This window comes from Quyinboa ferrireducens, from assembly GCF_042436675.1.
GTDB lineage: Bacteria > Bacteroidota > Bacteroidia > Bacteroidales > UBA5342 > JBHJHP01.
Genome location: NZ_JBHMVA010000009.1, coordinates 19,821 through 45,264, shown reverse-complemented (window position 1 = coordinate 45,264; position 25,444 = coordinate 19,821). Strand labels below are relative to the sequence as shown.

Genomic DNA, 25,444 nt, shown 5'->3' with positions numbered 1-25,444 from the left:
GCTTTTAATCAATTATTTATTTACTTTTACTACTAAATTAACCTGGTTAAAATTTATCTGATAAGTATTGCTTCCTTCAAAAATTATGATGGAATTTAAAAAATTAAATAACCCAAACTATGAACAGCTTTTTTCTGCGCCCTTTTACGATTATAACACAGAGACTTTTAAAAAATTATCTCCCGCTATTATTGTTCGGTTCACTTCTGGCATTTATATCATGTGATTCTGAACCCGATGAACCGGTTGGATTACGCATATCAAATTCTGAGATTTCAGTCAGTTATAATGATTCTGTCTTCACCGGTGCACAATCAGACTACGAAATTTATTATGACATTGATAATCAGTTTATTGCGTCAATCAGTGGTGATAATGTCATTGGTGAGCATGTTGGCAAAACTACTATCACAGCCATAAGTAATGGCGTATCTGAGAATATTTTAGTGAATGTTCAATCTGTTAACCATCTGTTTGAATATCCCATTAATGATTACTCAAACGGAAAGGAATTTTATAAAGATAAATTTTCAAACTTCAATCGTGAATACGAGGATGATACAACCCTGGTCTTTTTTATTATAAACTATGAAGAAAGAGAGGGATATTATCTACAATTGGATTTCACCTCTGAGAATAAGACAAAAAATGCCATTTTAACATTCCGGATTGGTAATTCAGTTAAAGTTTTTGATTCTCTTTCCGAGTACTTTGAATTTTTTGATGATCCAAACGATACTACAGCAATTCTAATCAACGCTTATGATCCATTAATTGCTTCTGAATTGTCTGTTATAGTACTTGACAAACCCAATCAAATATGCATGGCTCTTATAACTGAAACATCACCGGGCATTACGCTCGCCAATAAAAATACAAAAATGAAATATACAGAGAAACAATATTATCAAATGCCTCAAAATATAATTCGAAAAAGTTTCGTCAACAGTTTCAAAATAACTACAATAGATCAATGAATCTAAAGTAGAACCAACTATTTGCCAATTCAATTTATATCCACTAAAACCTGACTTATAATTTAGTATTGCACAGCATCATACATAAAATACTGCCAGCGGATCAAATCCCCATATCCCTTGCCTGTCGGGACGATTTGGCCGGGTTCCACGGATCTTTGTAGGACGAATACCAGAACATCTCCAGTACGTAAGCAAAGGTTCGGACAATGCGCATAAACACACCCACATAGAAAAACATTAAGGGCACATAGATCCAGTATTTCCACTCCTCACTTTTACGTTCCGAAAAGCCCATGGCCACAGCAAACTGAATAAAGTTTTTTATAATGTACAGGAACAGTTTGAAAAAAAAGATCTGCCAAAAAAATTCAATATTGGTTATGATCAGTCCGATGATATAGTAAAACCACAGAAAGTCCATAACCAGGTTGAAGAAGATATTTTCGAAGCTGGCAAAGAAGTTGAGAAAATTAAAATTGCCCTGCGGCAGTAACACATCAAAGTGTTTTCTCAGCCTGAACCGCACCAGTGATTTGGACCAACGCAATCGTTGCTTCGTAAGCTTCCATGGCGTATTGGGAACGCTGGTCAGACAAACCGCACGGTCGGCAAACGCAATTTTATACCCTCTTTTCCGCACTTTCACGGTAATGTCACCATCCAGACCCGGTCCGATATCCCAACCGCCAAGAGATGAGATTACCTCACGATCGAAGGCACCAAATGCACCGGAAACAATTTTATAGATACCCAGGAACGAGGTTACAATCCGTCCCATGGATATGGTAAACAAATATTCAATGGCTTCCAGGGTGGTCAGCACGTTTTCGTTATGATTGCGAACCTTTACGTTCCCCCCCACGGCTTTAACCTTGGGGTCAATATAAAACGGCAACAGCACCTGCTCAATGGCATCGCGGTCCATGCTACAGTCAGCGTCCAGATGAACGATATACTTCCCTTTGGTATACCGCAAACCGAAATTAGCAGCACTGGCTTTTCCGCCGCGATTTTCGTTCCGCAGAAAACGGTCAATCATTTTCTGCTTCTCAAGATTCCGGCAAATGGTAGGCGTATCATCGCTGGATCCGTCATCGATTATAATCAACTCATAGTTCTGCCAGGTTTGTTCCTTTAAGCTCAGTACAAGCTTATAAATGTGCTTGCCTTCATTTTTACCCGGAACAATAATGGAAACCAAAGGATTATCGAGCCACAACTTGTTTTTGGCCATATCAAATTTCCGGTTCCGGCGTTTCTTGCCCAACACAAAAATCAACAGAACAACAATTTCAAAAAAGATATATCTCGGGACTTCCAGAAAGAAAAAATACCAGAATAACCGGACTATCTTTTCAAAGCCCATATTATACCAGTATTCAAAAAAGTTGTCCCAAAGTGTTGTCATAGGCTACGATGATAACATCTCATTCACGATAACATCTACCGTATCATCTTCTTCTATCTCGTGAATTTTAAAACCAGTTAATATCCTGCCCTTGTAAGTATCGTTACTGTCAATAACTTTTGACAGGGAATCCACATTTTCAGATAACTGTTTTTCAATCTTAAACTGGAACTCATCCGGAACAATGAACATAAATGTATTATTCTTAAACGAAAATATGGATGATGGCGGCGAAGATTTTAAAATAATCTCTGATATTTCATACTGCAGTTTATTCAGCTGTTGTTTACTCAACACATCTTCCTGTGTAAACCTCAGGTTGATTGAACCAACAATAGTACACGAACTGTACCGTTTTGTCCTGTCAATTTCGAATTGCAGATATGTTGTAAATATATTGTACGGAATAAATCCGGGGAAGAATGTCTCGTCTTTCAGTGTGGGGCTGCTGATGCCTGATTTTGCGATCTCCTTACCCAATGAAGTAAGTTTAAAAGAGTGGATATCGTAAGGCATCAGATCCTCCAGCTTATTATGCGATTTGCAGTTCATGCAGAACGCTTCCATAACCGGCTCCTGGAAAAACTGTTTGCAATCCTGACATTCGTATGCAACCGATGGTTTATCGTAATCCACACCAATATGACGGCATACCTTTTTACATTTCGGACAAACCAGTGATCCTTCTACCATAAAATCGCTCTCGGGTCCCACATAGGCACACACAAAATGGTGCATGATGTTTTCGGCCTTTAGCTGAGCCGAGGTACAACTGGGGCACAATTCACGAATGTTGTGATATACCGAAAAACAATCCGGGCACAGATGAACCCTATCCATAAACGTGCTGGATAAATATCCCTCGGAAACCGAATCTGTCAGCAACGGCAGAATTTCCTGCGCGGACTGATCATTCGAAATATGAATATCGATGAACGGATATACATAACCATATACGTTACCAATATCAATAATGGGTCGCAATTCCCTTTTTCGGGTATACAGAAACCGGAAAGCCTTGGTTATGATGCGTGTGGAATATGGCGGCAATGAAATATTCGGAAGTTCATCAATGCTGTTATTGATACGTTCTGAAATAACGCCCAGTTTGGGATCGTTGGGAGAACGCACGATTCCGTCGGTCAGCTCAAGGTAGCGTTCGGGTATTTCATCGGGATCATTAAACAGGAAAACCGGAGAAAGATAGGTTTTCTTTGCATTGCTCGTACGGATCTGCTCTATGACTTTCCCTGTTTCATACGTGAACTCAACATGCAAATCGATGGCCACTGCATCAACTGCGTTATCCTCAATATCTGCAAGGTTAAATGAGGCTGCATCGGTAACCAGCAATATCAGTCTTCCTTCAGAATTTGATAAAATGGCATTTTGTTCGTTTGATCCCATAGCTTAAAACAAAAAATCAAGAAACCGTTTGGTTTTAAACACCTTAACTCCGAGATTACTGTAATGCAACGGCCATTCCTTCCGGTGCTCCTCGTCCCAGGGCTCAACAATTATCTTTAACCGCATATTATTCGGATCGGTCGGATTTTGTAAATACAGCGGCATTTCCTGGGCTGTATAACTTATAAAAGAAACCTTGCCTGCTGACATTTCTCCTCCGGGAAATTCTATCCGTACCTTCGACCCTATTTTAAAGTCACCAATATCAGACTGTTTGACATAAGCCGCAATCGTAACATTTTTCGGATCAATAACCTCCATTACGATTTCCCCTTTATAATTTATTTCTCCCGGGCGCTTGTGGATCAGATTTACCTTTCCAGCCACCGGAGATGTATAATACAGGTTACGAGACATCAGGTTCCGCTGGTGCAATAACTCGCCCTTTTCGACCATGCGTTGCTCCAGTTGCTTTTTATAATTTTCGAGGTATTCAACTTCTTTCTTCAGACCCGATATTTCACTGGAAATACCGTCTACAACAATTTTCTTCTTATCTACCTCACTCTGATTCGAAATATCGAGATAAACTTCTTTTTCCAGTTTACGCAGATCGGCTCTTGCGCTGCTGTATTGCTTTTGCTTTTCCTGAATCTGTGTATTTTTCAGTCCGATGGACTTTTCGGTATTTATAATCTCACGGTTATACCAGTCATCAGCCAGAAAGTTATCCTGCTCGTCCTGCAACGTATCATAATCCTCACTGGGCGTAAAATAAAACAGGGTATCACCCACATTTACAAAATCGTCCTGGTTCACATAAAAACGCGATACCTTAACATCCTCCATAAATTTAACGTTGAATCCTTCTGTGACCAGTTCTCCAGAACTGAATACCAGCAATGTTTTTTTACCCACATAAAAAATAAGGCTGCCCAGTATGGCCCAAAGTATAACAAGATAAACAATACGGTCCCAGTTTTTGCGCTTTTTCATCTCTATCTCAGCGATGCTGCGCAAACTGCTTCCTCTGTTGTTATATGAAAATTTCTTCATGCCTGACTGATTAATAAACCATATAAATCCATGGTTTTGGGAGATCCGGCCATCGTTCCGAAAAGTTATTCAATGTTTTCTGTGCTGCGTCAAAGTTATTAAAATAGCCCAAAACAACACAATATGTTCCATTCCTTTTCCAGGTTACCTGACCATCAAAATTAAGCTTTTTAAATTTATCTGAAAGCACCTTAGCATCCGCCTGATTTCTAAACGCACCAGACTCAACCCTGTACGGCTGATAATGCGGGTCACTGCCCGATTCGTCCGAAAGATCAGATGTCATCCGGTTCAGTCCTCTCAAATCGCTGAAACAGTAGTTCTGAATGCCCGTGTTTTTGATGATGTGCAGCAAGGTATAATCCAGATCCTGCAAGGTTGTAAAATCCGAAGGACGAATGGAAACAACCAGTTTATTCCTGTATTTATCTTTTGTAAATCCGTTTAAACGCTCTATCAACTGGTTTTCATTCTTCGCATTATAATTCATAATGTAAACCTGATCACAAATATCAAAGGCCTCTTCAATAATATTTTCAGGATAATAAAACGGTAATGAAACAGACAATCCCATTCCGTTGGTATGGCACCATTGTGCTGTTGTTTTGTAAACAAAGATCAGTTTAGCCAGGTAGCTTTCCTCATGCGTTTTAAAATCATCAAAACTATGCGGTTCCACATCCAGATGAATAGCTTTCAGTCCATACGCTTTAAAAGGCGCAAGATAAGCTGTTACCTCTTCCGGGTTTTTATTTACAAGATCATTATTCCCGATCAGGCCGATAGACTGGATGCCATAACGATCTGCCTTACGGATAAAATCCTTTAGTTTTTCATCATCATTCAGTCGGCTTAGTGAAATTAGTACGTGATCAATCTCGCGATCACGCATAAAGGTAATAAGATGGTCATTATTCATCACGTTAAACAAGGTTGACCACAAATAAACCGAACGCGTTCCGGGATAATTTTTATACGACAGGTCATAGCCCAGTTTATCGAGATATTTTGCCGGATCCTCTCCTTTTGTGGCATAGCTTACATCCAGCAATCTCAGGTATATATCTTTCTTTTTATCAAGAATTCCCGCTTCATAATCCAGAAATTCATCAAAATAACCGAGTGCTTTTATTCCGTTAAACCCCAGCAGGTTGATCTCACGTTTTTTTAATTCCCTGCTGATCCGTTCTTTCAGTAAATCTCTCTGATATACCAGATAAACAAAATCCTGGATTTTTTCTTCGTATAAACGGGTCAGATTCAGAACATCGGTATACACCTGATCTTTTTCCTGATTGTATTCATCTGTCAGCATCTGCCTCTCAACTTTCACAAGCTCCTTTTTACCGGTTGACTTTGAAACCGGAAGATTTAAGGTTACCCCGGCAGACGGATATTGCCGGGCCGTTGTACTTAAAAAATCATACATATTGTAACGCACATATGGTCTTACACTTACGTTATCCATGTAATCATCATAGGTATTATCAAGATTATTAATTTTCAGGGCATATTTCAGACTGTCATATTCCTCCATGGGAATACCGTTCAGTATATTATCTGTATTGATCCCAAAAACAGACAAACCTTCAACATTCAGCAATTCTTTCTTATCAAATCCGGCATTTTCAATAATCTGCTGATTACGCTTTAACAAAAGCTCCACCTTTTTTATTTCACCTTTTATCTTTAATAAACGTTCCCATTCTACACGTTTCAGATAAAATAATTCCTGGTAAATATCAAAAAGACCCCAAAGCACTTCAAGACGCTGCTGCAGATAAGGATTCTGAGCATTCACAAACGACGCTGTAATATACTGGCGCGTAAAGAAATATTCCTGCTTTATGTTCTTTTCCCTAAGCTCAATCAGGTCAATCTGCTTTTGATTTTCCAGAGAGGCCAGCTTCTTCCGGTTTCCTATTGATCCGGTTTCCATTATATTCCATTCCAAACCAAAATAAGTACGCTGATTGTAATAAATATCTTCTTCAGCAGCAAAACCTCCCTTAAGGTTATTATTATAGTTTCCGGTGAACCGGATTCCTAAATCAGATTTTAAATATTTCTGCTTTAATGCATAATATTGTTCTGCCAGATCACTGTTGCTTTCTGCTATTTCATCACCTGACAAAAACAAAAAGCCCGGAATATCATTATTTTCTGGCTTAACGGAATTTGTTAATAAAAAAACGTTGGAGGAATCCAGCAATTGATTAACCCTGGTTATAGACTGTTCAAGAACAGATTCAAACTTATCCTGAGCGCTTAGCACAAAGCCCGGACAAGTCAGTATCAGTATTAACAGGTATGCTTTGAAAAATTTAACCATTGGTCAACTTTTGAGTGATAAAGATAGAAATCTTTTTTAAAATAACATTACAAAATCGAATATTTTTTAACATTAAATTAATTTTAAAACACTAGAACTCAGGCCATGATACAAAAACTATATATTATTTAATTTATTATCAATTATTTAAATATTATTAATTTAATATTAACAACACTAAATCCATCAGAATTCCAAATGATTTTCATTGAAACAACAATTAGTATCTGCTTTCAAACTTTTTGGTTTAAACAATTTTTTTAAATTTTTTACAAAGCACAAAAAGTCATTTTTTACAAAAATGGAATAAAAGCATCGCATATTTTAAATTAACATACAAACCTTAAAAACAAAACAATAGTCCAATTACCTTCTTGTTAATCCGTAGACAACACCCTGTCAATTTACACTTTTTGTCACTGGAATAATATGTATTTTTTTTGTATATTCGAACCATTTTGAGGTAAATTTCAAACGAACATTAAATCAGGCTGGCTAACATCCCAAAATCAAGATGAACGCAATTAATTTATTTTCCAAAAACACTATGACAAACAACGCATTAAGAAACCTTTTCACGTTTTTTCTTCTTATTTTTTTCACTACGGTTTCATTTTCCAGTGAAATAAAGAGACCAGACTGGACAAATGATGTAGGCGCCCGGACGTTTCCGGATAAGTCCCTTGTTGTAAAAGTTAACGATTACGGCGCGTTTAAAAACCAGTTTATAGCTTCAACCGAAGCCATTCAGAAAGCAATTGACACCTGTTCTGCCCAGGGAGGCGGCACCGTTGTTTTTGATCCGGGCGTATACCATACCGGTGCTTTATTTGTAAAGAATAATGTGAATCTGAATATTGGTGAAGGCGTTGAACTTCGCGCTTTAATCGGACTGGAATACTATCCTGAAATTACCACACGTGTTGCCGGTATCATAATGAAATGGCCATGTGGTGTAATCAATATATTGGACCAACACAATGTTGCCATAACCGGAAAAGGCGTGTTACATGCCCAGGGTATGATACACTGGGAACGCTACTGGAACCTGCGCCATGAATACACGCCAAAAGGATTACGCTGGGCATCCGATTACGACTGCAAACGCGTGCGGACCATAGAAGTCTCAAATTGTAAAGATGTTACCATTAAAGACATTACCATTAAACAATCCGGTTTCTGGACAGTCCACCTGTTTTTCACTGAATATGCAACCGTGGATGGAGTCATCATTCGCAATAATATTGACGGATTTGGTCCCAGCACCGATGGTGTAGACATTGACTCATCGTCCAAGATTGAAGTTATGAATTGCGATACAGATTGCAACGATGACAATTACTGCGTAAAAGCCGGTCGTGATGCGGATGGCATTCGTGTAAACAGACCATCAGAATATGTTTATTTTCACGATTGTATCGCAAGACGTGGCGGTGGCGCACTGGTGATCGGAAGTGAAACGTCTGGTTGGATAAGGCATGTATTTGTGGAAAATATGAAAGCCATCGGTTCTCATAATGTCATTTACCTGAAATCAGCAAAAACACGTGGCGGTGGCATTGAAGATATTATTATGACCAATGTAAAAGCCACTGGGGTGCGCGATTTTTGTGGTGTTACGGTAAACTGGAACCCTGCCTACAGCTATGCTAAACTGGAAAAAGAAATGGATAGCATTCCTGCGCACTGGAAAGTCATGCTACAGGAAGTTCCGGAAGAAATAGGAATTCCCCATATCAGAAATGTAAGTATCAGTAACATTAACGCAGACAGCATCAGAGGTTCAGCTTTTAACATACAGGGCATTGACAAATCCATCATCGAAAATTTCACTTTCAGCGACATAAAGCTTTCATCAACAAAAACAGGAATCATAAACTGGGCAGATGGTATTAAATTTGATAATGTAACACTTAAAACAGCCGGAAACCCGGAACTGACGATAAAAAACAGCAAACACATTTCTACAAAAGGATTGAAAATTGAACGTGTTAATTAAAAAATAAATGGAAAAAAGATTCTACATCAGGCTCTCACTGCTACTTGCATTGGTTGCCGTTTCCTTTTCCTGCAAAGAATCCATGGAAAGGGAAATAAAAGTTTCTCTTCAGGATGAATATCCCGCGTTTTTAATCCCCAATGGCACACACAGTATTGCCATTGTTCCTGAAAATGAGTCGACCGGCAGTATCGGTTTTATTAAAAACAACGATACAACCTGGGTTAAGGGAGATCCTGAGGTTGATGCATCTATTAAGAATCAGATCGAGTTCAGCTGGCCTTTGGATGAGGAAACAGAAGTCACATTCAGAATCAAAAGAGACAGTGTAAATTTCGATCTGAATTTATCCACCACCACACCGGAACCTCCGTCTGAATGGCTTTTAAATATAAAATCCGTGCCCAATGAATACTTTACCGGTGTATTTGAGCGCGTAGTTGATGGAAATCAAAGTGCGTCATGGGCAGATGGAATTCAAACGGCATTAAACCTTCGGGGAACCAAAATGGATGTTAAACTGAAACCAACAGTTTCTGCCTATGCTACGTTTTATGTATCATCAGAAAACTATGGCCTCTTTGTTAAAGGCACATGGCCCGGGGTATTTGATTTTTGCAAAAGCAATCCGAAACTCGTGAAAGTAGCTTTTGAAGGACCTGAACTGAATTTCAAACTTTACGTGAACGGAAATCCAATGCAGGTTGTACAGCAACATGCACGCGATGCGGGACCTTCCATTATTCCTCCACAGTGGGCATTTGGCCCGTGGAGATGGCGTGACCAGCATTTTAATAAAAAGACCTACTATGACGGCACCACAAAAAAGGCACCTTACAATACCGACATGGTGGAAGACGTACTGATGATGCAAGCGTTTGACATACCGGTAACCGCACAGTGGATCGACCGTCCGTGGGGACCGGGCCCGAGAGGATTTGATGATTATAAGTTTGATACCAAAGAATTTCCCGATCCGGAAGGCATGATCAAATGGATCAACAGCAAAGATCAGGAACTGATGCTCTGGATAGGACCTTTTGTAATGGGTGATATGGCTGATTACGCTGAAGAGCACCACTACGGACTGGTGAGTAAACCATGGTTCAACACACCTTCCGTACTGATGGATTTTACCAACGACGAAGCTGTGGAATGGTGGGGAAAGAATGGCCCTGGCAAACTGGCTAAAATGGGCGTTAAGGGTTTTAAACTTGACCGGGCAGACGGTGAAAAACTGGCCGATTCACTGCACTTACGTACCAGCATTGAAACTACATATCGCGAAAATTATAACGATTATCCCAGGCAGTATGTGAAAGCTACATACGATGCTGTAAAACCTGTACTGGACGACGATTTTGTGTTATTCCCGCGGGCAGAATATACGGGCAGTTCCAGGTATGGAGCCATGTGGGCAGGAGATACCAATGGTAAGCCCGAAGGATTGAGATCAGCTATTATCGGCGTACAACGATGTGCTGTAATGGGTTATCCAAACTGGGGTTCAGATATTGGTGGTTACTGGGGACAGTTCTCGCGTGAAACAGCATTACGCTGGCTGGGATTCGGGTGCTTCTCTCCTATTATGGAAGTAGGCCCGACCAACAACCTGGCATTCTGGAGCAACCCTACTAAACCCTCCTATGATTCGGAACTGATTGCCACCTGGCGTTTGTATTCAAAAATTCATTACAAACTTGCACCGTATATCCATGAGCTATCGGCTAAAGCTAACGAAGAAGGAACGCCTATAGTCAGACCCCTGTTTCTGGTTTATCCGGAGCAAAAAGAAGCATGGAACGGCTGGCAGACTTATATGTTCGGACCGGATATTCTGGTTTCAGCCATATGGCAGAATAAAGATGTGGAACACAAACTCTACCTTCCGGCAGGAGAAACATGGGTAGATGCGTGGAATACAGGGAAAGAATACAAGGGAGGTTCTTACATCACTGTTCAGGCTCCATTGCATAAAATACCATTCTTTATCCGCAAAGGTTCAACCATTGAACTTGGAGATTTGAATGCACTTTACGAAGAATCATTAACCATAGCATCAAAAAAACCTGATCTGAAAGCACTTGAAGCTGCTGAAGGTTGGAAATAAACAAACGTTAAATTTCTGAATTATGAGACTTATTAAAATTGCAAGCCTCTTTTTTCTGTTCGGTTCTTTAATGGTAACCGCACAGAATATTCCTGACAGGAATGAAGTGTTAAAAACCATGATCCTGACCAACAAATACTTTATGGACAAATGGCCGGATGTAGGAAAAACCATTATCACAAACCGCGAAAGACCCAGTAATATCTGGACACGTGGCGTTTACTATGAAGGACTGATGGCATTGTATTCCATCTATCCAAAAGAAGAGTATTACAAATATGCGCTCGACTGGTCAGAGTTTCATCAATGGGGATTCCGCAATGGAAATACAACCCGGAATGCAGATGACCAGTGCGCAGGGCAAACCTATATTGACCTTTATAATATTGAACCGCACCCTGAACGCATTAAAAACGTTAAAGTGTGCATTGATATGGTGGTCAATACACCGCAGAATGACGACTGGAGCTGGATTGATGCCATTCAGATGGGTATGCCGATTTTCGCAAAACTAGGAGTTCTCTATAACGACGACCGCTATTTTGAAAAAATGTACGACATGTACATGTATACAAAAACCCAGTTTGGATTAAACGGCCTTTATAATCCCAAAGATAAGCTTTGGTGGCGCGATGCAGATTTTGATCCTCCATATAAGGAACCAAACGGCGAAGACTGCTACTGGTCCCGCGGTAACGGATGGGTATTTGCAGCATTGACAAGGGTTCTGGATATTATTCCTGATGATGCACCTCACCGCAACGAATACCAAAAAACATTTTATGAGATGGCCAGTGCTTTGGTCCCGATCCAACGCGAAGACGGATTCTGGAATGTCAGCTTGCATGACCCGGATCATTTTGGCGGAAAAGAAACAACTGGTACAGCACTTTTTGTGTACGGTATGGCCTGGGGCATTAACAATGGTTTACTGGACAGAAACACATATCTCCCGGTTGTCACAAAGGCATGGAATGCCATGGTAAAAGAAAGTGTACACAAAAACGGATTTTTAGGCTTTGTCCAGGGAACAGGTAAAGAACCCAAAGATGGTCAGCCTGTAACCTATGACAGTGTCCCTGATTTTGAAGACTACGGCTTAGGCTGCTTTCTTATGGCCGGATCAGAAGTGTATAAATTGGAATAGACACAAGTATCAGGTATCAGGACACAAGCCAAAGCGGTTTGTCCCTCTTTAGCTGCTGAGTAGTCCTTGTTTAGAAGGACGTATCGAGGCAAAAAGGAGGTGGTCCCGATGGCTATCGGGACGGAGGATTTAACTAATGATAACCACAGCACAACATTAATATCCAAAAAGAAATCAGATAAATTACATCCAATGAATAAAATTTTTAAGGCACTTATTATTGCAGGAATAATAACAATGGGAATTTCCTGCAACTCTTCCTCATCACAAAAAGAAGACGTAAAAGCCGGCTGGCCGGAAGTCACCAATATTACCAAACCATGGGCCAGATGGTGGTGGATGGGCAGTAACGTAAAAGATGATGACATATCTACGGCTATGTCAACCTATGCCAAAGCCGGATTAGGAGGCATGGAAATAACTCCGATTTATGGCGTTAAAGGTCAGGAAAGTGAGTTCATTAATTTCACTTCTGACAAATGGATGCAACGTTTGGAACATACGCTGAAAGCAGCTCAGGACAACAACATGGGCATTGATATGGCTTTGGCTTCAGGCTGGCCGTTTGGAGGTCCGTGGGTTGAACCCAAAGATGCGTGTAAGTATGTCACGTTTAAGACATGGGATCTTCCTGCAGGCACAAAACTGGAAGAAAAAATAGAAATGCAACAGGCTCCTATTATGAGGGCCGTTGGAAAACGTGCTTCATTCAAGGATTTGAAATACCCCATTGCAAAAAACGACAGTCTGCAGGTTTATGCTTTCGACCAGGTCAGATTTCCGGTCACATTAAAACCGGTTACAGTGATGGCCTTTGCTAAAGATGGTGAAGTGTTTGAGGTAACTGATAAGATTGATGAAAATGGCATGCTGAACTGGTCAACAGATAAAGACTGGACCATTATAGCAGCCTTCCCCGGAATGCATGGTAAAATGGTGGAACGTGCCGGACCGGGTGGCGAAGGCGATGTGATCGACCACTTTTCAAAACAGGCCATTGGTGATTACCTGAATCATTTTGATGAAAGTTTTAAAGGTCATGACATTTCGGGTTTACGTGCATTTTTTAACGATTCGTACGAAGTGGATGATGCCCGCGGAGAAGCAAACTGGACACCGGAATTTTTCAGCGAATTCCAGAAAAGAAGAGGTTATGATCTGAAGGAAAAATTACCGGCACTGCTTGGAATGACCACCAAAGAAGAACAACAGCGGATCCGTTGCGACTACCGCCAGACTATATCTGATATGTTGTTGGAAAACTACACTGTTCCATGGGAAGAATGGGCTAAAAATAAGGGTAAAATTATCCGTAACCAGGGACATGGCTCTCCGGCGAATATTTTGGATCTCTACGCAGCCAGCGATATTCCGGAAACAGAGGGAACCGATATTCTGAACATTAAATTTGCTTCATCGGCAGCTCATATTACCGGTAAAAAACTAACGTCTGCAGAAGCTGCTACATGGTTGCGTGAACACTTCCTGGCAAATCTGGCAGATACAAAAGAAAATGTAGACCGTTATCTGATTGGAGGAATCAACCACATTGTATACCATGGTACTGCTTTTTCGCCCGAGAGCGAAGGATGGCCCGGAAGAATGTTCTACGCTGCCGTACACTATGCTCCTACCAATCCGCTGTGGCGTGACTTCCCGGCTTTCAACACATATGTAACAAGGGTACAATCCTTTTTACAGAGAGGGACTGCTGATAACGACATCCTGGTTTATTTCCCCATTGAAGATGACTGGATGAAATACGATCACACAGGCATGCAGCATTATCATGGCGCACAACACGGATCAAACGTTTACAACCTGGCAGAAGAACTCCAGAAAGAAGGTTACACTTTTGATTTCATTTCTGACAGAATGGTAAAAGATCTTTCAGCAGACGGCAAACTGATTAAAACCGGCGGTGATGCCACATACAAAACGATACTGGTTCCTGAACTGGATTATATATCCCTTGAAACATTCAAAAAGCTGACCGATCTTTCCAAACAGGGTGCTACCGTAATCTTTATGGGGGCTCTTCCTGATGATGTTCCGGGGCTTGGAAACCTGGAATCCCGCCAGAATGATCTCAACCTGATTGTTGATGAATTGGGCCCGGCAACAGATGTAGATGGATTTAGCAGTTATAATTCTGAAAAAGGTAAAGTTTTAGTTGGATCCGAACATCAGCCAATGCTGAATGAAGCCGGAATAGTTCCTGAAGAGCTGGCTGCTGATAATCTGGGATTCATTCGTCTGAATGACGGTCATGCCAAAACATATTTTGTGACCAACTGGTCGGGTAATGCTGTAGATAAATGGATCAACCTGAACGCGAAAGCAAAATCAGTTTTGATTTACAACCCTGAAACCGGGGAATACGGTAAAACACAACTAAAGGAAGATGGCAATAAAACAACGGTTCATCTTGTGCTTAATCAGGGTGAATCACTGATTCTGCAAATATGGAACAAAGATGTGGCAGCCGATCCTTATCCCTACTGGACAGAAGGCAGCGCAGTCGTTGCTCTGGATAAAAACTGGAACCTGGTATTTAAAGATGGTGGACCTGAAATTCCGGAATCAGTACAAAATGTTGGTTTAGGCTCCTGGACAAGTCTTAGCGAACCAGCTTCGTGGTTCTCAGGAACTGCAGTTTACAGTACCGAGTTCAGTAAGCCGGAAGCTTCTACCGATGCATGGAAACTGGATCTTGGAACCGTGAATGAAACAGCAGAAGTATTCCTGAATGGAAATTCATTGGGCACGTTAACCGGTCCGGATTTCACCCTTGTGATAGATTCCTCTTTAGTTCAGGATCAGAATAAGCTGGAAGTTTATGTTACAAACAAAATGGCAAACCGAATCATCTATATGGATAAACACCACATGCCATACCGGATATTTTACAACATTAATTTTGCAGCTCATCTCAGGGAAAATATGGGACCTGACGGAAAATTCACTGCTATCAACTGGGAGCCGGTTCCATCAGGACTGACGGGCCCCGTGGTTTTAACATCCTTGAAAAAACAATAATATATGAAGTACCTTAATATAGATGCACTTATGCGTTTCAGAAAATATGCCATTGCCACACTGATGTGCGTGTTTTTCATCCCAACCCATGCTGGTAATACAAAAACAGAATTTCAGTATCTTTCAGGGAAAGGATACCTGGATACCAAAACCTGGGACTTTTTCTGCACCGGTGGAAGAAACAGTGGCGTTTGGACAACTATTGAGGTTCCTTCGCACTGGGAACAGCAGGGATTTGGAAATTACGACTATGGCCGCGATTATATGACATATGGCAAAGACTTCCGTTTTGCTGATGAAAAGGGGCTTTACAAATACACATTTAATGTCCCTGCGGACTGGAAGAACAGGGATGTCAGTATTGTTTTTGAAGGTTCAATGACCGACACAGAGGTAAAGATCAACGGCAAATCTGCCGGTCCTATACATCAGGGCTCATTCTACCGGTTTAAGTACGATATCTCAGACCTGTTGAATTACGGGGCAGATAACCTTCTTGAAGTAACGGTGAGTAAAATGTCATCCAACAAATCGGTAAACCGGGCTGAGAGGTATGCGGATTACTGGATATTTGGAGGAATTTACAGACCGGTTTATCTTGAATCGGCGCCAAAAGAACACATTGACTACGTTGCTGTAAATGCCAAAGCAGATGGAAGTTTCGCAATGGACGTGTTCACAAAAGGCCTGACTAAAAAACGCACTATAAAAGCTATCATCACTGATTATGACGGCAATGAATATGCTGTACTGAAAGGCAAAATTTCGGCGGACGATTCAAAGACGACATTGACCGGTAACGTAAAGAATATCAAGCCATGGACACAGGAAACTCCTGCTATTTATTTGGTTAATATTGAATTACTTGACGGCAAAACCGTGTTGCATAAAACCACCGATAAATTTGGGTTCAGAACCATTGAGATCCGAAAGGAAGACGGCATCTATATTAACGGTACCAAAATTAAAATGAAAGGCATCAACCGTCATGCCTTCTGGCCGGAATCAGGGCGTTGTCTGAATGACGAACTGAATCTGAAGGATGTGAAAATGCTGAAAGATCTGAACCTGAATGCTGTGCGTTGCTCACATTATCCTCCGGATAAAGTATTTCTGGATTATTGCGATTCTCTGGGATTGTACGTCATTGACGAACTTGCAGGATGGCAGAATGCATACGATACAAAATCGGGTGAAATACTGGTGGAAGAAATGGTAAAACGCGACTTGAACCATCCTTCGGTTATATTCTGGAGTAACGGTAATGAAGGCGGTCACAATTTTGACCTGGATGACGATTATGGCAAATGGGATCTTTCCAACCGCCCTGTTATTCATGCACACCATAAACCGGGCAATGACTTTAACGGCATCGATTGTAACCATTACGAAGACTATTACAGCTGTAAAAACATTCTGAAGGGACCCAATATTTATATGCCTACCGAATTTTTGCACGGACAGGATGACGGTGGTATGGCTGCCAGCCTGTACGACTTCTGGGAACTTTTCTGGAATGAAAAACTTTCGGGTGGTGGTTTTCTCTGGACTTTTGTAGATGAAGGTATTTCACGCACAGATTTAAACGGATATATTGATGTAAACAGGGTCAATGCACCAGATGGCATTGTTGGGCCACACCGCGAAAAGGAAGGAAGCTATCCTGCGATGAAGGAAATCTTCTCTCCCATTAAAATCAGTATGAAAACATTGCCGGATGATTTTAATGGTACTATTCCGGTTGAAAACAGATACCATTTTACGAATCTGGATAAATGTACATTCAACTGGAAACTGGTTGATTTTAACAAGCCTGCAAACAGAAGGTACGGATACGAAACAAAATATGCATCCACAGCCACTTCGCCTGACGTGGCACCGGTAAAAAGCGGATCGTTGCAACTGGATCTTCCTTCAGACTGGAAATCGTACGACGGATTATTGCTGGAAGCCATCGACCCTGCCGGAAACAAAGTGCTGGACTGGAGCTGGATGATCAAAACCAATAATGACGTCAGAAAACAATTGGTAATATGGGAAAACGGATCAGTTGATGTAAGCGAAGATGATGAAACCATTAGTCTTCATGGCGGTGAAGTAACGCTGATCCTGAAAAAATCAGACGGAACTATACAGGCACTGAGGAACGATCGAAGCCTTCCGTTATCGTTTAAAAACGGTCCGGTTTCTGTAAGCGATGTTCCTCAGACGCTGAAAGAAATGAAACAGTATAAATCGGACGATGGTTACAGCGTTGAATTTCTGTTTGAAGGCGACCTGAAAATGATCAAGTGGACCATGAACCCAACCGGTTGGGTAAGCCTTGACTATGAATATATGCAGGATGGTAAGCAGAGCTTTACAGGTGTATCTTTCGACTATCCTGAGTCCAGAATCATGGGCGTAAAATGGTTGGGACACGGCCCTTACCGTGTTTGGAAAAACAGGCTTCAGGGTGGAAACTATGATGTATATGAAGCCTTCTATAACAATACGTACACCGGATCATCACCGTGGGATTACCCGGAATTCAAAGGGTACTTTTCAAACATTGCATGGATGGATTTTAACACCGTTGAAGGCCATTTCCTTGTAGTAGCTGAGCAGAAGGATCTTTTTGTACGCCTGTTCGATTTTTGTTCACTCTCGGCACCTGAAACGTTGCCACGTTTGCCCAAAGGAGATATCTCCTTCCTTGACGGCATTCCTCCAACCGGAACCAAACTCTGGATAAACATCAGTATGAATACAGAGCGATTAGGTCCTTCAGGAGAACTGAATGTGATGCAAAAACCAGTTAAACGGAAATTATATTTCTATTTTGGATTACCACAATAAAACGCAACAAACGTGAAAACACTTAAATTTTTAGCTTTAATTTTTATTCTTACAGCTGGTACATGCAAAGGGCCTGATAAGGTAACGGAACCCAAACTGGCGGATAAGCCTTTATACCGCGATACGATATTTGACGGAGCAGCAGATCCGTCAGTCATATGGAACAGGGAAACCAAAAGCTGGTACATGTTTTATACAAACCGTAGAGCAACACTCGCGCACGGCAATGATGTCAGCTGGGTACATGGTACTCCGATCGGCATTGCAGAATCAAAAGATGGTGGCGCATCCTGGCATTACGTTGCAGATGCAGATTTTAAATCAGACAAGGACAGCATCACATACTGGGCTCCTGAAGTCGTATGGCACGACGGCCTGTATCATATGTTCATAACCCTGGTTCCGGGAATATTTACCAACTGGAGTCATCCCCGACACATAGATCACTACACCAGTAAAGATCTGCTTCACTGGGATTTTGATTCTCAGTTAAAACTGGCAACCGACAAAGTTATTGATGCCTGTGTGGTTCAACTATCGGATGGCACATGGCGCATGTGGTATAACAATGAAAAAGCCGGGAAATCTATCTGGTATGCAGACAGTCCTGATTTATACAACTGGACAGATAAAGGTCTGATCACCCTCAATGGAAAGCAACGTGGTGAAGGACCGAATGTATTCCAGTGGAAAGGTGAATATTACATGTTAGTAGATGAATGGCGCGGACTGGGAGTATTCAAATCTGACGATGCTTTGAACTGGATAAGACAGCCTAACCGTATTCTTGATGTGCCGGGAACTGGTAAAGAAGATCAGGTTATCGGGCAGCATGCCGATGTTGTTGTTAATAATGACCGTGCGTATATCTTCTACTTTACCCATCCGGGAAGAAATAATCCGGGTGGCAGTGACCATGAGAAAGCACGCTCCTTAATTCAGGTTGCTGAACTTGAAACAGATGAAGATGGTAACATTATTTGCGACAGGAATAAGCCGGTGTATATCAACATGACAGAGCCAAAATAACAACTGAGGGTTTCGCTTGAAACGAAGCCCTAAGCAGAAAAGTGCCCTAACATAGCGAACTAAAATCTTAAGATTTTAGTCACCGGGTGAATAGTTACATTATTTTTTTTATTCACCCGGTGACTATCTTGAAACCAGTGAAGATTTCTTTTGGCTTTATTTCTCCAAATCAGAAGAGTTGGATTTAGTTTTATCCTGCTTCAATCGTCCTGCGTCTTTTAAGCTTTTATGTATAATCCATTCCAGCTGTCCGTTAGTACTTCTAAATTCATCTGCGGCCCATTTCTCCACTGCTTTCATCAAATCAGCATTTATCCTCAATGCAAATGATTTTCTGTCACTCATAAATTAAAATCTTTAATGATTTAATGTTCCGGTATTTATAACCGGTTCAACATCGCTGTCGCTGCACAATACCGTTAAAAGATTGCTGACCATCGCAGCCTTTTTATCTTCATCCAATTCTATAATCTTTTTCACAGAAAGTAAATCCAGTGCACTTTCCACCATACCAACTGCACCTTCCACTATTTTAGCCCTGGCTGCAATAATTGCTGTTGCCTGCTGTCTTTTAAGCATCGCCTGCGCAATTTCCGGAGCATAGGCCAAATAACCTAAACGTGCCTCGATAACCGTAATACCTGCAATACTCAGTCGTTCCGAAATTTCTTCTTCCAGACTTTTATTAACCTCCTCAAAATTTGAACTTAATGTGATGGAACTGTTCTCATCTTCAAATTGATCGTAAGGATATGAACCGGCCAGTTTACGTACGGCAGCATCTGTTTGAATCTTTACAAAGGCCTCATAATTATCTACATCAAACATGGCCTTATAGGTATCACTTACCTTCCATACCAATATAGCACTTATCATAATTGGATTGCCCAGTTTATCATTCACTTTTAAACGCTCACTTTCAAAATTCCTGGCCCTTAACGACACCCTGGTCTTATAGTAAAAGGGAATCACCCAGCCAAAACCGTTCTTTTTAACTGTTCCGTAATAGGAGCCGAACAGCAGTAGTACTCTTGAACTGTTGGGATTGACCACAAAAAACCCTTTTAAAAGAAATATGGTCAGTGCAATCAGAATAAGTCCTATCCAAACCATGTCGTAAATAAATACATACACTCCGGCAATTATAACTGCCAGTACAACGGTCGACATAAGGTATCCGTTAACGGCCAATACTTCCTTATCTGTTTTCATCAGTTCAAAATTTATGATATTAATATGATATCAAATATACATCATATTTATCAGAAAGACAATACGCTTTTCCTGAAATTAAGAAAGCTCCATGGTAAATAAATCTTCTACAGAATAACCATGCGATCTTTTTATATTATCTGCATTTACAGCTATAATAGTAGTAGCAATCTTGCTTATAAGAAAAAATGTGACTGAACCGGAATAAAAAAACTTTAACACCAAAAAGGGAGTGCAACTTTAAGGCGCACTCCCTTTTTGGTGATTTACCGGAAGAAAGGTTCTCAATATGAATTTTTCTTTATTGCTTTTAAATCTTTAATACTCTCATAAGCAGCATGCTTACCAATTTCAATTAGTTCTTCTGCCTTAAAAAAATCATATGTCCCGCAGGTATCACGAGAAATATTGATTAATACATCAACGGGATGACGCTCCAAGGAAGTTTCCACATTATGGTTCAACATAATTCCGATAGTTTTACTAATCAAATCAAAATACCCCATTGTTTCATGGTGGTTTTGCTGTCTGATTTTTTTCAAATGTGCATTAAAACCTTTCACCTTCTTCAGATATACCGACTCTTGTAATGCACTTTCTTCCTGTGTCATTCTCGGTCTATAAACCGGAATACTGGCATTTACATTAACTGCAACCAATAAATCGCCATTCGTTCGTTTTGCCCGATTAATGGGAAGGTTATTCAGCAAACCTCCATCAACTAACAGACTACCATCATTTTTAACAGGAGTGAAAACCGTTGGAATAGCTATCGAAGCCCGGATGGCATCATATACACTTCCTTTGGTAAAAACAACTTCCCGCTTTTTTATAATATCAGTAGCGACAGCTGCATAATGGATCTTCAGATCCTCAATATTTGCATCAGGAATAAAATCTTTCATCTTATTCAGCAGTTTGTCCCCTTTTACGAGGCCTTGACTGCTTAACGTAAAATCAATCAGACTGAATATCTTTAGTTTATCAAGGGTAATAATCCATTCTTTAAATTCATTCAGCTTGCCAAGAGCGTAAATACCACCTACCAGTGCCCCCATAGAAGTACCTGTTACAGATGCAATTTTGAATCCTTCTTTTTCCAAAACCTCAATGGCACCAATATGAGATATCCCCCTTGCTCCACCTCCTGACAAAACAAGTGCAATATTCTTTTCCATACAATTAGATGTTTAACACAACTAATGTAATAAAAAACCACCTCAAAAAGGGTGGTTTTCACGCATTATTATGAGAAGTAACAATCTAATAATAGTCCAGCTCCCAACGTTCTGCCGGATCATGCGGTATGGCCACTGTCTTCCATGAAAACCTAAATACCTTTGGATTTACCAACCGTTCATAATCTTCGTAATTCATAACGATCAACTCCGTATGTGTTCCCGCATTGAATGCTATTTCATCATCTTCGGTCAGGGATTCAGCCACAAATACATCCATTCCATAAAGATTACCGAACGGAGGCATTGCACCAATCTCACAATCCGGAAACATCGCTTTGAACTCTGATTCGGTTGCCAGTTTTATATTTGTTGTTCCAAGCATGATTTTAAGAATGTCAAAATCAACCTGATAAGATGCGGGTAAAACGGCCATTGCCATTTTATTATTAATTTTCAGCATAACAGTTTTTGCAAACTCTTTTCCCGAAATATGTACTTTCGCTGCTTTCTCCTGCGATGTGTTGGCCATCGGATGAAACAATATATCGTATCGTATATTATTAGCGTTCAAAAACGCTTTTAACTTTTTTGCAGGCATACTATAAACTTTAGGATTATTATAAGTGATACAGGACCTGTGCCCTTCTTTATTATTGTAGCTGATTAAAGACCTGAGTCAAATCAGTTGAGAGAAGCCGGGAGCTCTGAACGTTTACCAACCGGATAATCCAAGCTAACAGATTGATAAAGGAATACTTGCATACAGAACAAATCTGACACTTACAATTTAAAGAATTAATTTCAAAAAAATAAGTGTCTGCAATCTAAAAAATTATGTTGTGCAATTATAAAAGGATACAGAATGTAATTTAGAATTGGCTACGTCAAATGTTTTGATAATTTTGTGTTACTTTTAATTAAATCGTGTCACGAATTATTATGAAGTTTCTCAATACTGAATTACAGGAAAAACTCAATGCCCTTAAAATATGGTTTTCACACTATAACGGATCCATTGTTGCATTTTCGGGTGGGATAGATTCCACACTGGTGTTATACCTGGCAAGAAAATTTCAGGGGAAAGAAAATGTTATTGGCGTAATTTCAAACTCTGAAAGTCTGAAACAAAAGGACTTTATGCTTGCTCAGGATTTCTGCAATACGTTTGATATCAACCTTGAGGTGATAAAAACCACGGAATTAAACGATGAGCGTTATAACTCGAATCCTGTTAACCGTTGCTTTTTTTGTAAGGAACATCTGTTTACTGATCTTTCAAATATGGCAGCGAAATATCCGCTCTTTAAAGTATTAAGTGGAACCAATTATGATGATCTGGGTGATTATCGCCCTGGTATTGATGCAGCCCAAAAACTGAATGTCCTCTCTCCCATGGTCGACTGTAAAATAACCAAACAGGAATTGCGTGAGATTGCCCGCTATTTCGAGTTGCCTAACTGGGACAAACCTGCCAGTCCGTGTTTAAGTTCCCGTATGCCATACGGACATAAAGTGACAAAAGAGAAACTCCTTCAGGTTGAGATGGCCGAGAATATTTTAAACGACCATGGTTTCAATGATGTCAGGGTCAGGCATTTTGAAACCTATGGAAAAATTGAGGTTTTAAAAGAAGATATGGAAAGACTAAACGACCAAAAAGATGAAATTGTAAGTAAGATTACGGCTCTTGGCTTCAATCAGGTTGTGATCGACAGCGAAGGTCTGGTATCCGGAAAGTTAAACAGGGCAATTGGAAAATAAGACTATGACAATTTAGATATATCTGCACATGAAAATATTATACTATGACTGCTTCGCCGGAATCAGCGGAGATATGAACCTGGGCGCATTAATTGATCTGGGTGTTGATCCGGACTATTTAAGACAGGAGCTTCAAAAATTAAATATTGAAGGCTTTCAGCTTAAAACAGAAAAGGCTGCCCGAAGAGGCATTAACGGAAGCCTGGCCACAATCATCATTGAAAATCCTGAAAATGAAAAGCACCGGCATTTGCGCCATATAGAGGAGATCGTAAACAACAGTACCCTTTCGGATCAGGTCAAAAAGACAGCGCTGAATATCTTCAACCGGATTGCGGTGGCAGAAGCAAAGGTGCATGATATTGATATTCAGAAAGTGCATTTCCATGAGGTGGGCGCGCTGGATTCCATTGCGGACATAGTTGGTGCAGCTATTTGCCTGGATTACCTCAAAGTCGATAAAGTTTTATCGTCACCGGTTCAGCTCGGTGGAGGAACCGTAAAATGTGCCCATGGCATAATGCCTGTGCCGGCGCCGGCCACTGCTCTGATAGTAGAAAATATTCCGGTCAGAACCGGTTTGGTTCAGCACGAGGCAACCACACCAACCGGAGCTGCTATTCTGGCTGCAACCGTAGATGAATTTACAAACAACATAGAATTTCCGATCAGCAAAACAGCTTACGGCATTGGTCAGCGGGATGTTTCTGAAGTGGCTAATGTTCTCAGAGTTTACCTCCTGGAATCATCACAACCTGACAAGGATGTAAAATCTGAAAACGCAACAGTCCTTGAATGCAATATAGATGATATGAAGCCCGAGCATTTTGAGTTTTTAATGGATATCCTGTTGGACAAAGGTGCAAGTGATGTGTGGTTTACGCCGATCGTGATGAAGAAATCCAGACCGGCGCAAATGATCTCAGTGCTTTGTGTACCTGATAAAGCAAAAATTCTGAAAGAAGTACTTTTTAAACATTCCACCACGCTCGGAATTCGGGAGCAACATATTATTCAAAAACACCTGCTGACAAGGGACGAACAGATTGTAACAACAGAGTATGGCGATGTCCATATTAAATTGAGTTATTATGGCGGCAAAGTACTGCACAGTAAACCCGAGTTTGAAGACTGCAAATTACTGGCCGTGCAAAATAATGTTTCGGTTTCTGACATCGAAAAAGCTGCATTAAACGCATTACAAAATGGAAATTAAAGATATTCTGAACCTTTATAAGGATGGCAAACTGGATCTAGATCTGGCTGTTAAAGAGCTATCCGGCAAAGGTATCGAAGAAATGGGATTTGCTGCCCTGGATACTGACCGTCTGAAACGCACCGGTATCCCGGAGGTAATATACGCTGAAGGCAAAACAGTGGATCAGGTTGTAAAAATTGCTGAACGGCTTCACCAGAAAGGCATCAATATCCTGGCGACTAAGGCAACGGAAGAGATGTATGAATTTGTCCGGAGTGTAATCCCGCATGCCTCATACAACAAATTGGCAAAAACCATAACTTACAAGCACAAAGTGGAACCCTTAAATAAAGGATACATTGCCATAGTTGCAGCCGGAACTTCTGATATGCCGGTAGCTGAAGAAGCTGCCGAAACGGCTCGCTTTCTGAATAACCGGGTTGAAACAGTTTATGATGTGGGTGTTGCAGGAATTCACAGGCTTTTCAATAAGCTTAAAGTTATTCAGGATGCCCGGGTCATTATTGTTGTAGCCGGAATGGAAGGAGCTTTAGCCAGTGTTGTAGGTGGTCTAGTCAGCAAACCTGTTATTGGCGTACCAACCAGCGTGGGTTATGGGGTATCCTTCAACGGCATTTCTGCTTTGCTCACTATGCTGAACAGTTGTGCCAGCGGAATAAGTGTTGTGAATATTGATAACGGGTTTGGAGCAGCCTGCCAGGCATCGCTTATTAATCAATTATAACC

General features: G+C 40.7%; 18 protein-coding genes. 10 read left to right on the top strand and 8 right to left on the bottom strand.

Annotated features, from left to right (window positions below):
• Positions 1 to 119: 119 nt before the first annotated feature.
• The gene (locus ACE01N_RS13070; RefSeq protein ID WP_380589634.1) at positions 120 to 977 is read left to right on the top strand and encodes a hypothetical protein; all 858 of its coding nucleotides are present in this window, start codon (positions 120 to 122) and stop codon (positions 975 to 977) included.
• A 103-nt stretch (positions 978 to 1,080) separates the two neighbouring features.
• Here the strand turns inward: ACE01N_RS13070 and ACE01N_RS13065 are convergent, their stop codons facing one another.
• The 4 genes from ACE01N_RS13065 to ACE01N_RS13050 are packed head-to-tail and all read right to left on the bottom strand — an operon-like array spanning position 1,081 to position 7,183.
• Positions 1,081 to 2,388, bottom strand: coding sequence for a glycosyltransferase family 2 protein (locus tag ACE01N_RS13065; protein WP_375727273.1), 1,308 nt, complete (start codon positions 2,386 to 2,388; stop codon positions 1,081 to 1,083).
• 3 nt (positions 2,389 to 2,391) lie between these two features.
• Positions 2,392 to 3,795, bottom strand: coding sequence for a TackOD1 domain-containing metal-binding protein (locus tag ACE01N_RS13060; protein ID WP_380589630.1), 1,404 nt, complete (start codon positions 3,793 to 3,795; stop codon positions 2,392 to 2,394).
• A gap of 3 nt (positions 3,796 to 3,798) precedes the next feature.
• The gene (locus tag ACE01N_RS13055) at positions 3,799 to 4,851 is read right to left on the bottom strand and encodes an HlyD family secretion protein (protein WP_380589627.1); all 1,053 of its coding nucleotides are present in this window, start codon (positions 4,849 to 4,851) and stop codon (positions 3,799 to 3,801) included.
• 10 nt (positions 4,852 to 4,861) lie between these two features.
• Positions 4,862 to 7,183: an SPOR domain-containing protein gene (locus tag ACE01N_RS13050; protein WP_380589624.1), complete on the bottom strand. Its 2,322-nt coding sequence runs from the start codon at positions 7,181 to 7,183 to the stop codon at positions 4,862 to 4,864.
• Positions 7,184 to 7,730: 547 nt separating this feature from the next.
• On the opposite strand from ACE01N_RS13050, the gene ACE01N_RS13045 reads away from it, so the two are divergent.
• The 6 genes from ACE01N_RS13045 (at position 7,731) to ACE01N_RS13020 (ending at position 19,345) form a co-directional block, all read left to right on the top strand.
• Positions 7,731 to 9,182 (top strand): glycoside hydrolase family 28 protein, encoded by a 1,452-nt coding sequence (locus ACE01N_RS13045; protein ID WP_380589621.1) that lies wholly within the window; start codon positions 7,731 to 7,733, stop codon positions 9,180 to 9,182.
• Between the two features lie 7 nt (positions 9,183 to 9,189).
• Positions 9,190 to 11,292, top strand: coding sequence for a TIM-barrel domain-containing protein (locus ACE01N_RS13040; protein WP_380589618.1), 2,103 nt, complete (start codon positions 9,190 to 9,192; stop codon positions 11,290 to 11,292).
• Positions 11,293 to 11,314: 22 nt separating this feature from the next.
• Positions 11,315 to 12,439 (top strand): glycoside hydrolase family 88/105 protein, encoded by a 1,125-nt coding sequence (locus tag ACE01N_RS13035; RefSeq protein ID WP_375727267.1) that lies wholly within the window; start codon positions 11,315 to 11,317, stop codon positions 12,437 to 12,439.
• A gap of 192 nt (positions 12,440 to 12,631) precedes the next feature.
• A complete protein-coding gene (locus ACE01N_RS13030; RefSeq protein ID WP_380589615.1) occupies positions 12,632 to 15,478 on the top strand; it encodes a glycosyl hydrolase in 2,847 nt (948 codons plus the stop codon).
• Positions 15,479 to 15,481: 3 nt separating this feature from the next.
• Positions 15,482 to 18,316 (top strand): glycoside hydrolase family 2 protein, encoded by a 2,835-nt coding sequence (locus ACE01N_RS13025; protein ID WP_380589612.1) that lies wholly within the window; start codon positions 15,482 to 15,484, stop codon positions 18,314 to 18,316.
• A 12-nt stretch (positions 18,317 to 18,328) separates the two neighbouring features.
• On the top strand, positions 18,329 to 19,345 hold the full coding sequence (locus ACE01N_RS13020) for a glycoside hydrolase family protein (protein ID WP_380589609.1): 1,017 nt from the start codon (positions 18,329 to 18,331) through the stop codon (positions 19,343 to 19,345).
• A gap of 156 nt (positions 19,346 to 19,501) precedes the next feature.
• Here the strand turns inward: ACE01N_RS13020 and ACE01N_RS13015 are convergent, their stop codons facing one another.
• The 4 genes from ACE01N_RS13015 to ACE01N_RS13000 form a co-directional block, all read right to left on the bottom strand.
• Complete coding sequence (locus tag ACE01N_RS13015) at positions 19,502 to 19,690, bottom strand: type II toxin-antitoxin system antitoxin (RefSeq protein WP_375727263.1); 189 nt, start codon at positions 19,688 to 19,690, stop codon at positions 19,502 to 19,504.
• Between the two features lie 12 nt (positions 19,691 to 19,702).
• Entirely contained in the window at positions 19,703 to 20,557 is an 855-nt protein-coding gene (locus ACE01N_RS13010) for an SPFH domain-containing protein (RefSeq protein WP_380589606.1), read from the bottom strand.
• 284 nt (positions 20,558 to 20,841) lie between these two features.
• Positions 20,842 to 21,735 (bottom strand): patatin-like phospholipase family protein, encoded by an 894-nt coding sequence (locus tag ACE01N_RS13005; RefSeq protein WP_380589603.1) that lies wholly within the window; start codon positions 21,733 to 21,735, stop codon positions 20,842 to 20,844.
• A gap of 85 nt (positions 21,736 to 21,820) precedes the next feature.
• The gene (locus ACE01N_RS13000) at positions 21,821 to 22,336 is read right to left on the bottom strand and encodes an aminoacyl-tRNA deacylase (protein ID WP_375727261.1); all 516 of its coding nucleotides are present in this window, start codon (positions 22,334 to 22,336) and stop codon (positions 21,821 to 21,823) included.
• A 326-nt stretch (positions 22,337 to 22,662) separates the two neighbouring features.
• Here ACE01N_RS13000 and larE point away from each other — a divergent pair, with 326 nt between their 5' ends.
• From larE to larB, 3 genes are read left to right on the top strand one after another with little or no spacing between them, the layout of a single operon-like run.
• Positions 22,663 to 23,499 carry an ATP-dependent sacrificial sulfur transferase LarE gene (gene larE, locus ACE01N_RS12995; RefSeq protein ID WP_380589599.1) on the top strand — a complete coding sequence of 279 codons (837 nt, stop codon included), beginning with the start codon at positions 22,663 to 22,665 and terminating at the stop codon, positions 23,497 to 23,499.
• Positions 23,500 to 23,527: 28 nt separating this feature from the next.
• Positions 23,528 to 24,715 carry a nickel pincer cofactor biosynthesis protein LarC gene (gene larC / locus ACE01N_RS12990; protein WP_380589596.1) on the top strand — a complete coding sequence of 396 codons (1,188 nt, stop codon included), beginning with the start codon at positions 23,528 to 23,530 and terminating at the stop codon, positions 24,713 to 24,715.
• Positions 24,705 to 25,442, top strand: a complete 738-nt coding sequence (gene larB, locus ACE01N_RS12985) for a nickel pincer cofactor biosynthesis protein LarB (RefSeq protein WP_380589593.1) — start codon at positions 24,705 to 24,707, stop codon at positions 25,440 to 25,442. The genes larC and larB overlap by 11 nt, the downstream gene beginning before the upstream one ends.
• Positions 25,443 to 25,444 lie beyond the last annotated feature (2 nt).